The sequence below is a fragment of the Neisseria sp. P0004.S004 genome, assembly GCF_051963335.1.
Classification (GTDB): Bacteria; Pseudomonadota; Gammaproteobacteria; order Burkholderiales; family Neisseriaceae; genus Neisseria.
Genome location: NZ_JBQCUK010000001.1, coordinates 229,447 through 242,728, shown reverse-complemented (window position 1 = coordinate 242,728; position 13,282 = coordinate 229,447). Strand labels below are relative to the sequence as shown.

Sequence of the window (13,282 nt, the reverse complement as noted above, 5' to 3'; positions counted from 1 at the left end):
CGGCCTTGGATTTATTGGGCGAGGGCTTGGTCGATTTCTTGATAGAGTTGGGTGAAATTGGGTTCGCCAACGTAGGTTTTGAGGATGTTGCCGTTTTTGTCGATCAGGACGGAAGTCGGGTAAACCTGTGTGCCAAAGGCTTTTGCAGCAGTTTTGTCGGCATCGTACATGACGGTGAAAGGAAGCCCGTATTCTTTGACGTACTGATGGACGCTTTCGATAGGGTCGATGGGCTGGGCAATGCCGAGGACTTGGAAGTTTTTGCCTTGATAGTCTTGGGCAGTTTTGATGATTTTAGGCATTTCGCTCACGCAGCCGGGGCAGGAGGGAAACCAGAAGTTGATGAGGGTAACTTTGTCTTTCAAATCGGCATTGGTAATGGTTTTGCCTTGCAGGTCGGGCAGTGCGAAATCAGGGGCGGCTTTGTTGCTGGGAATAAGGACGAAGGCAAGAAGCGCGCCAATCGTGGCAACGACAAGGAGTGTGAGTATTTTTTTCATGATGTAAGGTTTTGAATGGCGTGAGCTAAGGTTTGGGGAACGCTGATGCTGCGGCCGCTTTCGCTGCTGACGGGCATAAGGGTCACTTCGGCTTCGATGGCGGCTTTGCCGTTGGGCAGGGTCGCGGTTTGGCTGAGGATGATGTGGCGTGTGCCGATGTCTTTCAGACGGCCTGTAAAGGTTAAAACATCGCCTTCGAGCGACGGGCGGCGATAGCGGATATCAACGCGTGCAACAACGAGCATGATGCCTTTGAGTTCGGACAGAAGGTCATGCTCTTGAAAAAACGTCCAGCGCGCTTCTTCAAGAAATTCGAGATAGCGCGCATTGTTGACGTGGCCATAGCCGTCGAGGTGGTAGTTGCGGACGGTCAGTTTCATCAGTTGAGATTGATGGGTTGGAACTCTTCGCGTGCGATTGGTTCGTGTTCGAGGTCGGTAATCACGGTGGAGAGTTGGATGTCGAACCATTCGTTGAAAATGTCGGCGTCCAAATCCGGCCATTCGCTTTCGTCTTCGCACCAGTCGGCCAATTCGGCAGCAAAAATGTCTTCAAAACGCGCTTCGATTTCGTCCCATACTTCGTCGGCAGTTTCGCACGGGCGAACGAGGTAGGAATTGGCATCAGCTTGGATATCTTCAAGCGTCAGGCCGTCCAAGTGATTGCCGGGCAGGGATTTCAGCCAGTTCCAAAAAGGATCGAGGGGGATAAGCAGGAAGACGCTGCGGTTGACTTCGTACATGATGTTTTCCTTGGTTTCTGTATAATTGAATGATATAGCAAAGGTGGGGGGACTGGCTATCTTTTGGGGGATAAAGGCCGTCTGAATTTCAGACGGCCTTTATTTTTGGAAACAATCAGGGATTTTCTGATGGTGTTTGATACAGGGTTTGGGGATTGGCTGTATCGGGAATTTCTGCCGGAGCGGATTGGGGTGCTACCGGTTCGGAAGTGGTGTTGCTGTCCACCAAGTCGTCGATGTCGATGTTGTCGTCTTCGCTTTGAGGGAGTGTGCCGCCTGTTTGTTGGGAGCGGACTTTCATGTAAAGGTCGCGTGTGTAGCTGTATTTGTCGATGGCTGCGCCTTCGAGGCTGTCGGTCAGGTCGAGCAGTTCTTCACGGGTATTGATGGCTTGCTGGCCGGTTGTGCCCCAGCGTCCTGCTCTGGTGTGGAAGACGGCGTTTTTAACCGGATAGACGGTGGTTACGGCGTTGCCGACGGTATCGCGTACGGTCGACGGGCCGAGTAGGGGGACAACGAAGTAGTTGCTGTTTTTCCAGCCCCATGAGGCGAAGGTGTCGCCGAGGGTGTTTTTATTGCTGGGTACGCCGCCTGCACCGGCTACGTCGATTAAACCGCCAAGGCCGAAGGTGGTGTTGATGCCGACGCGGACGAGGTCTTCGCTGGCGCGTTTGACGTCAAGGCGCAGAACGTTGCTGCCGAAGCTGACGACATCGCGCAGGTTGTTGAAGAAGTTGCTCACGCCGGTACGCACTGGTTTGGGCGTTATTTTGCGATAGCCGCGTGCGACAGGGGAAAGGACGTATTTGTCTGCTTTGTCGTTGAACTTGGAAACGGTACGGTTGTAGCCTTCGTAAGGGTCGGCCGGATTGCGTTCGGCCAGTGCGGGAGCGGAGGCTATGCTGATGAGGAGGCAGAGTGAAGCGGTGGTTTTTTTCATGATTGCAACCAGTCTTTGATTTCGTAAAGTTCGGCCAGTGCGCGGACGGAATCGGGAATGTTTTGAATGGTCGGTTTTTTGTCTGTCCGGCGCAGAGCGTTGAGCAGCAGGGAAACACAGGCGGAATCTGCTTTGCCTACTTGGCTGAAGTCTATGCTGTCTGTTTCTTTCAGACGGCATTGTTGTTCGTAGCGCGCAAAGGCGGAGGCAGTCAGGGTTTTGACGGTAACGTCGCCGCTGATGTAGAGCGTGCCGTTGCGGATTTCTGTTTGCATGGTGTCTTTATGATGTAAGGCACCATGCCGTCTGAACATCAGGCGGCATGGTGTGTGGGTGGATTATTTACCGCCGTTTTTGGCTTTCAAGTCGGCAATCAGGCCGTCGATGCCTTTGGCTTTAATGGTTTCGCCGAATTGGTTGCGGTATACGGTAACCAAGCTTGCGCCTTCTACTGCGACATTGTATGCGCGGTATTTGTTGCCGCTTTGGTAGGTGGTGAAGTCCATGTTGACCGGTTTTTGGCCGGAAACGTTGATTTCGGCGCGGACAACGATTTCTTTACCGCCTTTGTTTACGACAGGGTTGTCTTTGATGTTGACCTTGGCATTTTTGAATTTCAGCATGGTGCCGGAGTAGGTGCGGATCAGCAGGGTTTGGAACTCTTTGGTCAATGCTTGTTTTTGTGCGTCAGTCGCAGTGCGCCATGGGTTGCCGACGGCCAAAGCGGTCATGCGTTGGAAGTCGAAGTAAGGGATGGCGTAAGCTTCGGCTTTTTGGCGTGCGGTGTTGGCATCGCCGCTGTTGAGGATTTTCAGCACTTGAACGGAGTTTTCACGGACTTGGTTGACTGCGTCGGCAGGAGAGGCAAATGCCATGCTGATGCTCAATACGCCGATGCTCAATGCGCTGATGAAGGATGTTTTTTTCATGGGAGTGTCCTGAATATTGGGTTGATATGTGTTTATTGTTCGTTTTGACCGGCAGATTCACTGTCTGCGTTTTTCTCGGCAAAGCTGGTCATGAATTTGCCGATAAGGTTTTCCAAAACCATGGCGGAGCTGGTGACGGTAATGGTGTCGCCTGCCGCCAAAGAATCGGTATCGCCGCCTTGTTGCAGGCCGATGTATTGTTCGCCTAATAATCCTGAAGTCAGGATTTGTGCGGAAACGTCGCTGCTGAACTGATATTGGCTGTCCAGATTGAGGGCGACTTTTGCCTGATAGGATTTAGGGTCGAGCTGAATGGAGGCAACACGGCCCACCAGTACGCCTGCGGATTTGACCGGCGCGTTGGTTTTCAAGCCGCCGATATCGCTGAAATCGGCATAGACGGTGTAGGTTTGTGATGATTTGCCGAACGATTGTCCGCCGGCGGCGCGGAAGGCGAGAAAGCCGATAGCGGCCGCGCCCAGTAAGACAAACAGTCCTACCCAAAATTCCAAAGCATTTTTTTTCATGTGCTATTGTCCTTGTTTCATTCTTTTTAAGTGTCGTTTCAGACGGCCTTTAGTCGGTAAACATCCATGCGGTCAACATGAAGTCGACAGCGAGGATGGTCAGGGCGGAAGACACTACGGTGCGTGTACTGGCGCGCAAAATACCTTCGGAAGTCGGTACGCAGTGGAAGCCCTGATGTACGGCGATTAACGTAACGGCTACGCCGAAAGCGGCGGATTTGATTAAGCCGTTGAGTACGTCGTAATGGAAGGTAATGTTGTTTTGCATTTGAGACCAGAAAATACCGCCGTCCAAACCCAGCCATTCGACGCCGACCAAATACGCGCCGTAAATGCCGGCAACGTTGAAAATCGAAGCCAGCAAAGGCATGGAAAACACGCCCGCCCAAAAGCGCGGCGCAACCACGCGTGCCACGGGGTCGACCGCCATCACGTTCATTGCTTCAAGCTGCTCGGTGGTTTTCATCAAGCCGATTTCGCTGGTCATGGCGCCGCCTGCGCTGCTGGCAAACAGAATGGCCGCCAATACGGGACCCAATTCGCGCAACAGGGAAGCGGCAACCATATAGCCTAAAATATCGGCGGATTTGAATTTTGCCAGCTGCGTATAGCCTTGCAAGCCCAATACCATGCCGACAAACAGGCCGGACACGGCGACAATCAGGACGGACAACACGCCTGCAAAGTAAATCTGGCGGATGCTCAGGCGCGGACGGGCAAACGCCGTGCCTGATTTGGCCAGGATCTGCAGGAAAAACAGCGTAATGCTGCCCAGCGATTGGATGAAGCCGAGGGTTTTTGCCCCGACGGAACGGATAAAATTCATAGGTTTCAGTTGATTGGTTAAATGGTTTTCAGACGGCCTTGTTTAAGTTTCAGGCCGTCTGAACATCAGCCCAGCAAGTCTTGTTTTAAAGTCGTTTGCGCCGGATAGCGGTAGGCGACAGGGCCGTCTGCCAAACCGCCGACAAACTGGCGTACCCAAGGCGAGTCGAGTTCGCGCATTTCTTCGGGCGAGCCGGAGAACATGATTTCGCCGTGTGCCAGGAAAATGACTTGATCGACGATTTCCAGCGATTTTTCAATATCATGCGTTACCATCACGCTGGTTGAGCGCAGGGCTTTATTGGCACGGCTGATGAGGTGGGCGATAACGCCCAACGAAATCGGGTCAAGACCGGTAAAAGGCTCGTCGTATAACATGATTTCAGGGTCGAGCGCAATCGTACGCGCGAGGGCGACGCGGCGCGACATACCGCCGGAAAGCTCGGAAGGCATCAGGTTTTCAACACCGCGCAAACCGACTGCATTCAGTTTCAGCAATACTAAATCGCGAATGACCGCTTCGGGCAAATCCGTCAGCTCGCGCATGGGGAAGGCGATGTTGTCGAAGACGGATAAGTCGGTGAACAATGCACCGTGTTGGAACAAAACGCCCATGCGGCGGCGGTGTTCGTACAGCTCCTGCGCCGAAAATGCGGCCAAATCACGCCCTTCAATCAGCACTTTGCCCGATTGCGGGCGGATTTGACCCGTAATCAGGCGCATCAGCGTGGTTTTGCCGCTGCCCGAACCACCCATTACGGCGGCGAAATTGCCTTGTGGAATGCTGAAGTTGATGTTGTTCAGAATAGGACGGTCGCCATATGCGAAGGCAACGTCTTTCATTTCGATGAAGGGTGTGGAACTCATGCAGGAGGGGAGTGTCGAAAAATGTATTTTAATTACGGGTATTGTAAAGGGTATTGGATATTCGGGCAATTTTCAGACGGCCTGCGCTTAGGAATAACGGGTAAAAACGTGTGAAAGAATGCAGAAGCGTTGGTGCTACGGTCGTTTGTTGTATGTTGTGTCAAACATACAGACAGATGTGTAGGTAAATAAAGAGGCGGGCAAACATGCCCGCCTTGTTTTTAATATTTCTGCAAACCTTCTACCTTAATTTCTTTGGCATTGGCATGGATGAAGGCTTGAGTCGCTTTCATCGTGGCTTGGATGCGCGGATCGTTCCAGCGCACGATTTGGTTGTTTTCATCGCGCTTGTCCGACCAGATAATCACGCCGTCGGTGTATTTTTTACTGATTTCAAGCATTTTGCGCCAGCGGACGGGGTCGATGAACTGTTTGAAATAAGGGCTGTTGGTGGCCGAATAATATTGCGGCCAGATGTAGCCGATGATTTTTTTGTTGGGAAAGCGTTGATGGATGTCGTCAACGGCGGTTTTCACGTCTTTTTCCCATTGCACCAAATCGGGGGAAGTGATGTAGAACACAGGATTGGCATAGTCGCTGATGGCGGCGGTGGGCGCACGGCGTTTGCTGACTTGCCGCCATTTGGCCAAGATGGCTTCGTTGTCAACGTTGGGGCGGTAGTGGCGGATGCCATGCAGGTGTTCGGAAGGCATGCCGTAGTTGCTGATGAAGGCGCGCGGGTTTTCTTCTCTGAAGATTTGATACATCCGTGCGAAGTCGGTTCTCAATTCGTCAGGGGTTAGCAGTTGACCGTCTTTTTCGGCAAACCAGCTTTCGATGTCGGTAGAAATGGTGTGGTAGCCTTCGCGGCGCGATTGTTTGGCCAATTCGCGGATACGCGCTTCGTTGAGTACGCCGTGTTTGCGTTTGCCTGTCGGATCGGGTTTGACCAGCTCGCTTTCGTAAACCAAGAATACTTTGGAGAGTTTGTCGGCAGTCAGGTCGGGTTTGCCGACGTAGTCCATGCGGTCGTAGATGATGAAATCTTTGGCATGAGCGGAGAGGGCGGTTAATAAGAGGACGAGGGGCAAAAGGCGGTTGGGTTTCATGTTTTTAGGCAGATAAGGGAAAAGGGCCATTGTACGGGAAGCGGCGTTAAAGTAAGTCAAAGGCCGTCTGAAAGGATAAAAGTTCTTTCAGACGGCCTTTGTTGAACTGGGATATTCGGTTTTGAGGCTGGTGCGGTTTACTGCGCCGCAGTTTTTTCCAGTAATAGGAAAGTCTCGGCTTTGTTGCGCGGTCTTGCGCCTTGCCACAAGGTTTGCCAGCCCGAAGGTGCGCCGATATTGGCGGCTTGGCGGATGAGGCGGTAGCGACAGGACGGGTTGTCGGTCGTGGTTTTAATATGGCTGTATTGTGTCCACGCGATGCGTGTGCGCTGGTCTTGGCCGTCGATATTGATACATTCGAGGCCGTCTGAAAGCTGCTGTTTCAATTCGGAAGAAAGCGCGGCTTCCATTTGGTGCACTACCGGCGCATGGCTTTTGGCGGCGTTGAGCCACGGTAAAAACAGGGTCATCAGCAAGGCCCAGGCCAAAGTAACGCCAGCTGCCCAGTTGGTGACGGCTTGGCGGCCGCGGATGTTTTTACGCGTAATCGCCCAAAGCCATAACGGGGTAAACAGCAGGGCGACGGCCATCGGAATCGGGTCGATGTCGGGGATGTAATACGGGCTGAAATAGGCGGCGCGTTCGGCCAGTTTGGCAGGCCAGCCGTAGTTCATGGCGAAGAAGCCCAGCCACAGGAACACGGCAATCAAACCGAATGCCATGATGCCGAACCAGTTAATAAATGCCGCTGCGCCGCGACGCAGGCCGTCCAGTTGTGCTGCGCCGAGCAGGGCGAGCGGCGGCAGCAGCCAAACGAGGTTGTCTTGCAGGCGTTGCGGATTGATGGCGAGCAGGGCTGTCATGATAACCAGCCACGACAGGCTCAGAATGCCCCAGTTTTTATCGTGGATACGCGTGCGGCTGAGCGTCCATGCCGCCAGCGGCCAAGCAGGCAGGGCAAACCACAGCAGGTTTTTCAGATAATAGGGCAGGTTGAAGGCCGTCTGAATCTGATGGAAGCCGCCGAATACGCCTAAGGAATAATGGTTGAACCAAATATCAAACCATTCGGGATGGGTTCTGGATAAAACCAGCGGATACAGAATCAGCAGGGGCAGGGAAACGACGATGGCGCCAATCAGGGTCAGCAGATAGCGTTTGCTCTGCCAAGTGGGATGGAACGACAGGGCAAATGCTAAAAATATCATGGCCGCGGTCAGCAGATAGCCTGAGGAAAGGGAGAGTAAAACCCAGCCGCCGCACAACAGCAAAATGGCAATAATGACGCGGCGGCGTGCCAGTGAAAAACCGCACAGAATCAATCCAAATGCGGCAAAAGCGGCCGACATGGGATTGAGGAAGTGGGCGATGGGCAGCAAACCGATACTGCCGATAAGGATTAAGACAACGCTGCGACCGTGGTGTCTGCCGAGAAAGTTGAAACCGGCAAAACCGCAGGCGGTCAGTCCGACGGCGGTGAATACCACGCCGGCAAAGCGCGCGGCATCATAGGCATCGGCCGCCCAAGGCGAAAACAGGGTTTGGAATGCGGTTGCCGCCCACAAAAAAGCCGGGGAGATGGTAAAGTCGGGTTGGCCGAAGATTTGCGCAACCAGCAGGCTGCCGCCGTTTTTCATGGATTCGGAGGCGGTAAAGAGGGAGGGTTCGGCAGGGTTCCACAAGTCATGCGAGAACACGCCCGGCCACAGCCAGGCAAAGGCCATCAGCAGCAGAAGCCACGGTTTTTCATGGGTTTTTTGGGGGCGGCGCGGATCGGGCGGTGTGTAAGTCAGCATGGAAGGTCAAAAAACGGTTGGTTTGAATAGCAATGGTACAGGGTTTGACGGGTTTGCGCGATATGCCGGACCGGAGAGCTTTGTAAAATAATGCTTACGGCTCGTTTTTATCGGGTGTTTGGAATGATATGGCATTCGGTTGACGACAAAAAGCTCAGGCCGTCTGAAAGAAAGGTTTCAGACGGCCTGAATGCAAAAAAGACTGCACGAAGCAGTCTTTTTGACAAAGCGGCAATTAGCGTTTGAACAGGTTGCCGAATTTGTTGTTGAATTTGTCCACGCGACCGGTAGTGTCGACGATTTTTTGAGTACCGGTGTAGAAAGGGTGGCACAGAGAGCAAACCTCAACGTTGAAGCTATCTTTTTCCATTGCGGATTTGGTCACGAATTTGTTGCCGCAAGAGCAGGTAACGTTGATTTCGTGGTAGTTCGGGTGAATACCTTGTTTCATTTGATTTCCTTTCGATTAAGCGGGCACAGGGGTTTTGCCTGTACTTCAGTTAAGCGTGGGATTTTCGCTATTTTTGGCTGTTTCGTCAAGCGGATATTTTGCGTAGCGGGCAGTTTCGCAACAGGCGAGAACAGTTTAGAATAGAGTTTCAAACCAAATATTGTGTAATCGGGCTGTAATTCAACTGAAAAGAGGATGTAAAGCCTCTTCTAGATGTGAAACTTTAAGAAAAATAATAGTCTGATTAATATTTACGCTTTTACGAACAGGAGACGGAATCCATGCAAAAAAGGATATTGACGCGTATTTTGCGTGTCTGGGGAGGAATGTTGCCTCCGTCTTATTGCAAACCCTTCGGCCGGATTGCGCAAAAATTCCGCGCCGCTTTGGCTGCGTGCATTTCCCCAAACATCGGCAAAAACGTCAATATTGAAAAAGGCGGATATGTTTTTCCGGATACGGTAATCGGCGACAATTCGGGTATCGGCGTCAATTGCGAAATCTGCCACGGCCTGACCCTCGGCAAGAACGTGATGATGGGACCGGAATGCCTGTTTTATTCGACCAACCACAAATTCAACCCTGAAACCCGCCGCTTTGAAGGCTATACGGACATCCGTCCGATTGTGATTGAAGACGATGTCTGGATTGGTCGACGTGCGATTATCATGGGCGGCGTTACCATCGGCAAGGGCGCGGTAATCGGCGCAGGTTCGGTGGTTACCAAAGATGTGCCGCCTTATTGCGTGGCCGCGGGCAATCCTGCGGTTGTGAAGAAAAAGCTGTTGGATGAGCAAGAGCTCGCAGCAGAATAGCGTGAACGAAACCAAAAACAAAAGGCCGTCTGAATTTCAGACGGCCTTTTTTAATATTGATTAAGCGGCAATTTTTTCGCATTCTTTAATGCAGGCCAAGCAAGATTCGTAGCAGGCTTTGCATTCTGCGTGGTGGCCGGCGTGTTCTTTGCAGGCGGCGGAACATTGTTTGCAGGCTTCGATGCACACTTTCGCCAAAGACGGGGTCAGGCGTGAATTTTGGGCGGCGAGGTTTTGCAAGGTGCCGCACAGTGCCAGCATTTGATTGACGCCGGCTGCGCAGTCTTTCATGGAGGTATCGCCTTCGCTCAACAGGGCGATGCAGTGCGCCAGGCAGATTTGGCCGGCTTCAACGCAATGTGCGGCGGCTTTACGCGCGGCTTCGTAGGCACGGGGGGCGGAATGTGCGTGTTCGCCGTGGCCGGCATGGTGTGCATGGCCTGCGTGGTCGTGTGCACGGGCGAATGAGGCGGCTGCGGTGAGGGAGACGGCGGCTGCGCTGCCGATAAATTGACGACGGTTCATCATAGTTTCCTTTTTGCTTTGTAGAAATATCGGACGAATTATTTCATCCGTTATTAAAAGGTTATCATGTTATTCGTTTTTAAACAACGGGCCGTCTGAAGGTGTCGAGAACACGTTCAGACGGCCTGTCGTTGGATATGATATTTGTTAAATGAATCACAAATCGAATGGCTGAAATACGGGAAAGTGACTTTTTGCCGAGAAAATAGTCAGTTTATTCCGCTAACAATTCTTCCGGTTTGACTTTCTCGCCATACACGGGCAAGAGGGTTTTTTCATAGGCGGCTTTCAGACGGCCGTCTTTTTTCATGGCGGCGATTTCGCCGTTGACCCAGTTCAGGAGGTCGGTGTTGCCTTTTTGAACAGCCGGGGCGATGAATTCGGCAGGGCCGAGGTTGCCGATGGCGACTTCAAAATTCGGGTTTTCTTTTGCCCATGCCCACAGCAGGGCGTTGTCGTGGGCGAGTGCTACGCCGCGACCGTCTTTCAGTGCGTCGAAGGTTTCGGTATTTTGGTCGAATTTCAGCAGTTTGACTTCAGGATGGCTTTTGGTGAAGAAGGCGTCGGCGGTGGTGCCTTTGTTGACCAGCAGGGTTTGGTCTTTCAATTGCGCAACGTCGGTAATCGGTTTGTCTTTTGGGGAAACCACACCCAAGGCCACTTTCATGTAAGGATCGGCGAAATCGACGGCTTCGGCGCGTTCGGGTGTTTTGGTGAAGTTGGCGAGGATGAGGTCGACTTTGCCGGAACGGACGTATTCGACACGGTTTGCGGCCTCGGTCAGGACGAATTCGACTTTGTCGGGGCTGCCGAGCAGGTCTTTGGCCAGGTCTTTGGCGATTTCAACGTCAAAGCCTTGGTTTTTGCCGTTGGCGTCAACATAGCCGAACGGAGGCTTGTCGCCGAATACGCCGATACGGATGACGCCTTTTTCTTTGATGGCGGCAACGGTTGCCGCGCCGCTGCTTTGTGAAGATTGGGCATCGCCGGAGCCGCCTCCGCAAGCAGTCAGGCCGACGGCGATGGCGGCGGAGGCGAGGAGGGCTTTAAATTTGGCGTTCAATTGCATGAGTGTTTCCTTTTCAAATGTTTGGTTGAAAGTGGAGGCCGTCTGAAAAAGGGTTGGACGGCCTGAAAATAAAATCAGTAGTCCATGCCTGCCAAGAATTGGCGGGCGCGTTCGCTTTTGGGGGCGGAGAAGAAGGTCTCGGGGTCGGTCGATTCGACGATGCCGCCTTTGTCCATGAAGACGATGCGGTCGGCAACTTTGCGGGCAAACCCCATTTCATGTGTTACGATGAGCATGCTCATGCCTTCATGGGCGAGTTCTAAAACCACTTCCAAGACCTCGCGCACCATTTCGGGGTCGAGTGCGGCGGTGATTTCGTCCAGCAGGATGACTTCCGGATTCAGGCACAGGGCGCGGACAATGGCGATGCGTTGTTTCTGTCCGCCGGAGAGTTCGCGCGGATAGGCGTTTTTGCGGTCGAGCAGGCCGACGCGTTCCAACAGTTTGTCAGCTTGTGCCTCTGCTTCGGCACGGTTGCGGTTTTGTACTTTCACCGGGCCTAAGAGGATGTTTTCGATGACGGTCATGTGGGCAAACAGTTCATAGCTTTGAAAAACCATGCCGACTTTTTGCCGGGCGGTTTGCCAGGAAACGTCTTTGCCGAATTCGCCGACCCCATCCATCACGATGCTGCCGCCTTGGTGCGGCTCCAAACCGTTGACGCAGCGCAGGAGGGTGGATTTGCCGCAGCCGGACGGGCCCAGCAGTACGATGACTTCGCCTTTTTCCAAGTCCAAGTCTAAGGATTGAATGGCGGTTACGTTGCCGTATTGTTTGTGCAGGTTGCGGATGCTCAGTAAAGCCATGTCAGTGTTCCCATTTTTGTTCAAGTTTTGCCGCCAGCAGCGACAGCGGCCAGCAACAGAAGAAATACAGCATAAAAATCAGGCCGTAAACCCAAAATGAAGCATTGGGTTGCGTCAGCAGCGAGTTTTCGATGATTTGCTGGCCGACTTTGACGACTTCGATGACGCCGATAAGGGAGGCGAGCGAGCTGGTTTTGATCATGCGCGTAAACAGATTGACGGCGCCGGGCAATACGCGGCGGATGCTTTGCGGCAGCTCGATGTAGCGGAATACCTGCCCGCGGCTCAAACCGAGTGCCAGGCCAGATTCGACCTGGTGTTTTTCAATCGATTCCAATGCGCCGCGGACCAAATCGCCCATTTCGGCGATGCCCCACATGGTAAATACCCAGACGCAGACCCAAAATCCGTCGATGTGGATGCCTGTCCAGACGGATAGGCCGAAATACAGGCCGAACAGCCACACCAAAATCGGCACGATTCGGATGGTTTCGAGATAAAACCGTCCGATAAAGCGGATGAGCCGGTTGGGCGAACGTAAAACCAAGCCGAACAGCGTACCCAATACGCAGGAGGCGGCAACGGAGGCCAGGGAAATCTGCGCCGTCAGCAACAGGCCTTCGCCCAAGCGTGCCGCGTTTTGTCCTTCAAACAGCCAGTCAAACACCATATTTTGCACTCCGTACGCGGTTTTCGGCCCAGCGCGCCAGAAGCGAAACGGGCAGAAGGATGATCAGGTAGCTGGCAAACAGCAGGAACAAGGCTTCGTTGGTTTTGTAGTCCATGCCGATGATGTCTTTGGTAACGAACAGCAATTCCGCAATGCCGACCGCGCTGACGATAGATGTTTCTTTCATCAAAAACAATACGTTTGCGCTGATGGCGGGAACGGCGACCGCCCATGCCTGAGGCAATTCGACATAGCGGAACACTTGAAAGCGGCTCAAACCGATGGCCTTGCCCGCTTCGATCTGCCCTTTGGGGACGGCCAGAATACCGGCACGGATGGCTTCCGCCATGTAGCTTGCGCCCAAGAAAACCAGTGCGATTACGCCGCAGGTAAAACCGTCCCATTTAATGCCCATTTTCGGCAGGCCGTAATACAGGAAAAACAATTGGATCAGCAGGGGCGTATTGCGCGACAGCTCGATATAGGCGCGTGCCAATGCGTAGAAGGGGCGGATGCGGTATGCCGTAACCACAGCAACGGGCAGGCCGAACAGCAACGACAAAACGACGCCATATACCGACAATTCCAGCGTCAGCTTTGCCGCATCGACGAATTTGGGGATGGCATCGATCAGATAAGACCAGTTCATCAGAGTCAGACAATCAGCATGATAAAGGCAGTATTTTAACGGGTTTGTAAGGGAGTGTTAAA

General features: G+C 53.0%; 18 protein-coding genes. 1 reads left to right on the top strand and 17 read right to left on the bottom strand.

Annotated elements, in window-relative coordinates; genetic code table 11:
* Positions 1-11: 11 nt before the first annotated feature.
* From ACTHRY_RS01215 to rpmE, 12 genes are all read right to left on the bottom strand, one after another.
* The gene (locus ACTHRY_RS01215; protein WP_004519060.1) at positions 12-500 is read right to left on the bottom strand and encodes a peroxiredoxin family protein; all 489 of its coding nucleotides are present in this window, start codon (positions 498-500) and stop codon (positions 12-14) included.
* Positions 497-880: an acyl-CoA thioesterase gene (locus tag ACTHRY_RS01210; protein WP_003748005.1), complete on the bottom strand. Its 384-nt coding sequence runs from the start codon at positions 878-880 to the stop codon at positions 497-499. The genes ACTHRY_RS01215 and ACTHRY_RS01210 overlap by 4 nt, the downstream gene beginning before the upstream one ends.
* Positions 880-1,242, bottom strand: a complete 363-nt coding sequence (locus tag ACTHRY_RS01205; RefSeq protein WP_003681812.1) for a hypothetical protein — start codon at positions 1,240-1,242, stop codon at positions 880-882. The genes ACTHRY_RS01210 and ACTHRY_RS01205 overlap by 1 nt, the downstream gene beginning before the upstream one ends.
* Before the next feature lie 115 nt (positions 1,243-1,357).
* Complete coding sequence (locus tag ACTHRY_RS01200) at positions 1,358-2,182, bottom strand: MlaA family lipoprotein (RefSeq protein WP_049359442.1); 825 nt, start codon at positions 2,180-2,182, stop codon at positions 1,358-1,360.
* Positions 2,179-2,457, bottom strand: a complete 279-nt coding sequence (locus ACTHRY_RS01195) for an STAS domain-containing protein (protein WP_036493932.1) — start codon at positions 2,455-2,457, stop codon at positions 2,179-2,181. Before ACTHRY_RS01195 ends, ACTHRY_RS01200 begins: the two co-directional genes overlap by 4 nt.
* 63 nt (positions 2,458-2,520) lie before the next feature.
* Positions 2,521-3,111: an MlaC/ttg2D family ABC transporter substrate-binding protein gene (locus ACTHRY_RS01190; RefSeq protein ID WP_036492158.1), complete on the bottom strand. Its 591-nt coding sequence runs from the start codon at positions 3,109-3,111 to the stop codon at positions 2,521-2,523.
* Between the two features lie 32 nt (positions 3,112-3,143).
* The gene (mlaD, locus tag ACTHRY_RS01185) at positions 3,144-3,638 is read right to left on the bottom strand and encodes an outer membrane lipid asymmetry maintenance protein MlaD (protein WP_003681819.1); all 495 of its coding nucleotides are present in this window, start codon (positions 3,636-3,638) and stop codon (positions 3,144-3,146) included.
* Positions 3,639-3,687: 49 nt separating this feature from the next.
* Complete coding sequence (mlaE, locus tag ACTHRY_RS01180) at positions 3,688-4,464, bottom strand: lipid asymmetry maintenance ABC transporter permease subunit MlaE (protein WP_049359439.1); 777 nt, start codon at positions 4,462-4,464, stop codon at positions 3,688-3,690.
* Positions 4,465-4,529: 65 nt separating this feature from the next.
* Positions 4,530-5,330 (bottom strand): ABC transporter ATP-binding protein, encoded by an 801-nt coding sequence (locus ACTHRY_RS01175; protein WP_049359437.1) that lies wholly within the window; start codon positions 5,328-5,330, stop codon positions 4,530-4,532.
* 221 nt (positions 5,331-5,551) lie between these two features.
* Positions 5,552-6,439 carry a hypothetical protein gene (locus ACTHRY_RS01170; protein WP_239665061.1) on the bottom strand — a complete coding sequence of 296 codons (888 nt, stop codon included), beginning with the start codon at positions 6,437-6,439 and terminating at the stop codon, positions 5,552-5,554.
* 137 nt (positions 6,440-6,576) lie between these two features.
* Positions 6,577-8,235 carry a membrane protein gene (locus tag ACTHRY_RS01165; RefSeq protein ID WP_049359432.1) on the bottom strand — a complete coding sequence of 553 codons (1,659 nt, stop codon included), beginning with the start codon at positions 8,233-8,235 and terminating at the stop codon, positions 6,577-6,579.
* Positions 8,236-8,470: 235 nt separating this feature from the next.
* On the bottom strand, positions 8,471-8,686 hold the full coding sequence (gene rpmE, locus ACTHRY_RS01160) for a 50S ribosomal protein L31 (protein WP_003681847.1): 216 nt from the start codon (positions 8,684-8,686) through the stop codon (positions 8,471-8,473).
* Between the two features lie 281 nt (positions 8,687-8,967).
* On the opposite strand from rpmE, the gene ACTHRY_RS01155 reads away from it, so the two are divergent.
* On the top strand, positions 8,968-9,501 hold the full coding sequence (locus ACTHRY_RS01155; protein WP_036492142.1) for an acyltransferase: 534 nt from the start codon (positions 8,968-8,970) through the stop codon (positions 9,499-9,501).
* Between the two features lie 60 nt (positions 9,502-9,561).
* Here ACTHRY_RS01155 and ACTHRY_RS01150 read toward each other — a convergent pair whose 3' ends face one another.
* From ACTHRY_RS01150 to ACTHRY_RS01130, 5 genes are all read right to left on the bottom strand, one after another.
* The gene (locus ACTHRY_RS01150) at positions 9,562-10,026 is read right to left on the bottom strand and encodes a four-helix bundle copper-binding protein (protein WP_036492140.1); all 465 of its coding nucleotides are present in this window, start codon (positions 10,024-10,026) and stop codon (positions 9,562-9,564) included.
* Between the two features lie 214 nt (positions 10,027-10,240).
* Positions 10,241-11,095, bottom strand: a complete 855-nt coding sequence (locus ACTHRY_RS01145; protein ID WP_036492138.1) for an amino acid ABC transporter substrate-binding protein — start codon at positions 11,093-11,095, stop codon at positions 10,241-10,243.
* A 74-nt stretch (positions 11,096-11,169) separates the two neighbouring features.
* Positions 11,170-11,901, bottom strand: coding sequence for an amino acid ABC transporter ATP-binding protein (locus tag ACTHRY_RS01140; RefSeq protein ID WP_049323588.1), 732 nt, complete (start codon positions 11,899-11,901; stop codon positions 11,170-11,172).
* A 1-nt stretch (position 11,902) separates the two neighbouring features.
* Positions 11,903-12,571, bottom strand: coding sequence for an amino acid ABC transporter permease (locus ACTHRY_RS01135; protein ID WP_003748034.1), 669 nt, complete (start codon positions 12,569-12,571; stop codon positions 11,903-11,905).
* Positions 12,561-13,220, bottom strand: coding sequence for an amino acid ABC transporter permease (locus tag ACTHRY_RS01130; protein ID WP_049323587.1), 660 nt, complete (start codon positions 13,218-13,220; stop codon positions 12,561-12,563). The genes ACTHRY_RS01135 and ACTHRY_RS01130 overlap by 11 nt, the downstream gene beginning before the upstream one ends.
* Positions 13,221-13,282: the final 62 nt, after the last annotated feature.

What these genes read in the sequence shown, in the direction of transcription:
- ACTHRY_RS01215 (WP_004519060.1), bottom strand. Translation starts at nt 500, where the DNA reads ATGAAAAAAATACTCACACTCCTTGTCGTTGCCACGATTGGCGCGCTT.
- ACTHRY_RS01210 (WP_003748005.1), bottom strand. Translation starts at nt 880, where the DNA reads ATGAAACTGACCGTCCGCAACTACCACCTCGACGGCTATGGCCACGTC.
- ACTHRY_RS01205 (WP_003681812.1), bottom strand. Translation starts at nt 1,242, where the DNA reads ATGTACGAAGTCAACCGCAGCGTCTTCCTGCTTATCCCCCTCGATCCT.
- ACTHRY_RS01200 (WP_049359442.1), bottom strand. Translation starts at nt 2,182, where the DNA reads ATGAAAAAAACCACCGCTTCACTCTGCCTCCTCATCAGCATAGCCTCC.
- ACTHRY_RS01195 (WP_036493932.1), bottom strand. Translation starts at nt 2,457, where the DNA reads ATGCAAACAGAAATCCGCAACGGCACGCTCTACATCAGCGGCGACGTT.
- ACTHRY_RS01190 (WP_036492158.1), bottom strand. Translation starts at nt 3,111, where the DNA reads ATGAAAAAAACATCCTTCATCAGCGCATTGAGCATCGGCGTATTGAGC.
- mlaD (WP_003681819.1), bottom strand. Translation starts at nt 3,638, where the DNA reads ATGAAAAAAAATGCTTTGGAATTTTGGGTAGGACTGTTTGTCTTACTG.
- mlaE (WP_049359439.1), bottom strand. Translation starts at nt 4,464, where the DNA reads ATGAATTTTATCCGTTCCGTCGGGGCAAAAACCCTCGGCTTCATCCAA.
- ACTHRY_RS01175 (WP_049359437.1), bottom strand. Translation starts at nt 5,330, where the DNA reads ATGAGTTCCACACCCTTCATCGAAATGAAAGACGTTGCCTTCGCATAT.
- ACTHRY_RS01170 (WP_239665061.1), bottom strand. Translation starts at nt 6,439, where the DNA reads ATGAAACCCAACCGCCTTTTGCCCCTCGTCCTCTTATTAACCGCCCTC.
- ACTHRY_RS01165 (WP_049359432.1), bottom strand. Translation starts at nt 8,235, where the DNA reads ATGCTGACTTACACACCGCCCGATCCGCGCCGCCCCCAAAAAACCCAT.
- rpmE (WP_003681847.1), bottom strand. Translation starts at nt 8,686, where the DNA reads ATGAAACAAGGTATTCACCCGAACTACCACGAAATCAACGTTACCTGC.
- ACTHRY_RS01155 (WP_036492142.1), top strand. Translation starts at nt 8,968, where the DNA reads ATGCAAAAAAGGATATTGACGCGTATTTTGCGTGTCTGGGGAGGAATG.
- ACTHRY_RS01150 (WP_036492140.1), bottom strand. Translation starts at nt 10,026, where the DNA reads ATGAACCGTCGTCAATTTATCGGCAGCGCAGCCGCCGTCTCCCTCACC.
- ACTHRY_RS01145 (WP_036492138.1), bottom strand. Translation starts at nt 11,095, where the DNA reads ATGCAATTGAACGCCAAATTTAAAGCCCTCCTCGCCTCCGCCGCCATC.
- ACTHRY_RS01140 (WP_049323588.1), bottom strand. Translation starts at nt 11,901, where the DNA reads ATGGCTTTACTGAGCATCCGCAACCTGCACAAACAATACGGCAACGTA.
- ACTHRY_RS01135 (WP_003748034.1), bottom strand. Translation starts at nt 12,571, where the DNA reads ATGGTGTTTGACTGGCTGTTTGAAGGACAAAACGCGGCACGCTTGGGC.
- ACTHRY_RS01130 (WP_049323587.1), bottom strand. Translation starts at nt 13,220, where the DNA reads ATGAACTGGTCTTATCTGATCGATGCCATCCCCAAATTCGTCGATGCG.